We start from the raw sequence: 2,233 nt of genomic DNA, 5'->3' as shown, positions 1-2,233 counted from the left end.
AGCAACACTTTCTCCGCGGGGTCAGAAGTCACCTAACAGCAACGCTTTCTCCGTAGGTCAGAACGTGCCTAACAGCAACACTTTCTCCGTGGGTCAGAACGTGCCTAACAGCAACGCTTTCTCCGTAGGTCAGAACATGCCTAACAGCAACGCTTTCTCCGCGGCCAACATAGTTATTTATGACTATGTTGGCCACTTTAAGGTTATTTAACGCCAAAGGTAAAACCTAGGCTTGTTTCGAACCAGATGGGATCTGAAACATCAATAGCGTAACCTTTAACATCAGATTTCAGTTTTTTAAGCTCAGTCAGGTGAGCTTCAATGTCGCTACTGTCATAATGCTTATTCGCATATTCTTCAGTCCATTCGATCAAGCTATTAATAACGCTCACAGCAGCTTCAACTTCACAGTCGAAGTCAGCAACGTTCGCACTGTTTAGCGTTCCTTCATCGTCATAAACATAAATCACAATGTCTTCCAGCTGGAATGTGAACGAGTGACCTGATGAGCAAGTGCCATCCCAAGGCGTTTCTGGGGTGTCTGTGTCTTGTGTGACAGGTCTTCCACAGGTAGGGCAAAGAGGGCGAGTAAGATCAGAAGTGTATGTGTAAATTGTCATCGGAAATTCTCCGGTTTTGACCTTGACGATATGTCCGGCCTTTGAGATATATAATAGGGCATTTTACCCTAATTTGTCAAGTTGCATATCAATAAAAATCCAATAATTACAGTTATTTATTGACGATTTTTGGTTTGATGGGTTATATAAAAAATCTTTTCCCTGGAGTAAATATCTCTTTTAGATAAGTTGTTTTATAAATAACTTTTAACAGAGTGGTTAAGTATCAAACAAAGCCAGTAATTGTTGACCTATTGAAACTTGAGGGAGCTGCTTAGTCTGATGATGCAGTCTTGCTTAGAGTTGTGATTGTTCTCAACAATAAGGTTATTGATCTGATTTACCCTTAGTGTTCAAATGCTCAATAGCATTGATAATAAAAAAATAATGCTTTTCCACTTACATCTTCCTTTCGATTTCTATTTTTCCGTAAATACTTGTGACGGCTGGATCAAAAACAGCACGAGCACTATTGTTTTTATTAGGAATAAAGTTCATATCGTGAGTAAGATATTCGATAAACTGTAATTTGTTGAAACTCATGTTAGAGTGTGCTTTCGCTATCATTAATCGGAGTGTGGCTAACCTTTAATATGGAGTTAAAAACTTTAGCGGCTAAAATTGGCCTAAAGAGGGGCAGTTGGTGTACAACTACATTTTTTTTACCAATGTGCTAAAAATCTTAGATGAACGGCACATGACTAAATCAGAATTAGCAGAACGATCAGGGGTGTCTATATCGTTCTTATCTGATTTAACTACGGGGAATGCAAATCCTTCATTGAAGGTATTAGAAGCAATAGCGTCAGCTCTTGAAACACCGCTACCGCTTCTATTGGAATCTACGGACCTTAACAAAGAATCTCTTGAAGCCTTGGCGGGTGGTAAAGTATTAAGTAGTCTTCCTCCTGGCTACGAAAGGGTTTCTGTTATCTTACCTGAGCACAAGGCATTCCAGGTTAAGAAGTGGGGCGAAGAAACCAGATTAAAGCTCCAACAACTCAATTCCTCTAGAAAGTAATATCCATTCCTAATACTAATATTTTAGCGGCTAAATTTTAGCTGCTAAATTTAGCATCCCTTCATACACAAAATTCCACTATTTATCCTTCTTTTCAATATGGTTATCTCCATTTAAAAACGTGACTGCGCTCGCGTGGCGTCTCACTCGCAAGGCAAAAGGTAATTTTCTTTAAATTCTTTTGTTGTGTTTAGTTGCACATGGCTTAATTTCGGTATATCGTATGTTCAAGAAACGGATTTACCGAATTCAACTAAGTTTAAAGGCAATTGAATGCAACCTAACGAATCGACAGGCTCAGTAAAAGACAGAGCAAAAAGAAAGCTAGAAAGGGACATGGGTTCTGAACTACTAGCAATCTTTAATGATCCAAAAACCGTAGAGTTGATGCTCAATCCTGACGGCACAGTTTGGGTTGAAAAGCTAGGTGAAGATATGCAGTGCATCACCACACTTAGACCAGCTCAAGGCCGAGCTATTATCGAAACCGTAGCAGGTTTTCATGGCAAAGAAGTTACTTCATACACTCCGAATTTAGAGGCTGAATTTCCCTTAGATGGTTCTCGCTTTGCAGGGCAACTAGAGACTGTGG

Annotated in this window: 3 protein-coding genes and 1 pseudogene; 3 read left to right on the top strand and 1 reads right to left on the bottom strand. The window is 39.6% G+C overall.

The window, feature by feature from the left end; genetic code table 11:
- A partial coding sequence (locus tag KO499_RS00020) for a hypothetical protein (RefSeq protein ID WP_215981714.1) occupies positions 1-211 on the top strand: 211 nt, incomplete at its 5' end.
- Here the strand turns inward: KO499_RS00020 and KO499_RS00015 are convergent.
- Positions 204-620, bottom strand: a complete 417-nt coding sequence (locus KO499_RS00015; protein WP_012774843.1) for a hypothetical protein — start codon at positions 618-620, stop codon at positions 204-206. The two genes, KO499_RS00020 and KO499_RS00015, sit on opposite strands and share 8 nt — an antisense overlap.
- Before the next feature lie 643 nt (positions 621-1,263).
- Between KO499_RS00015 and KO499_RS00010 the strand changes: the two genes are divergently transcribed.
- Both KO499_RS00010 and KO499_RS00005 read left to right on the top strand, forming a co-directional pair.
- Positions 1,264-1,641 (top strand): transcriptional regulator, encoded by a 378-nt coding sequence (locus tag KO499_RS00010; RefSeq protein WP_012774845.1) that lies wholly within the window; start codon positions 1,264-1,266, stop codon positions 1,639-1,641.
- Positions 1,642-1,914: 273 nt separating this feature from the next.
- A pseudogene (locus KO499_RS00005) lies at positions 1,915-2,233 on the top strand (Flp pilus assembly complex ATPase component TadA); the annotation flags it as partial.

Origin of the sequence: Marinobacter sp. F3R08 (assembly GCF_018860425.1) — a bacterium.
Classification (GTDB): domain Bacteria; phylum Pseudomonadota; class Gammaproteobacteria; order Pseudomonadales; family Oleiphilaceae; genus Marinobacter.
The sequence above is the reverse complement of the archived record's forward strand: the minus strand, read 5'-3'. Positions and strand labels throughout refer to the sequence as shown.

Excerpts from the sequence above, each read along its gene's own strand:
- KO499_RS00015 (WP_012774843.1), bottom strand. The coding sequence starts at position 620 with ATGACAATTTACACATACACTTCTGATCTTACTCGCCCTCTTTGCCCT.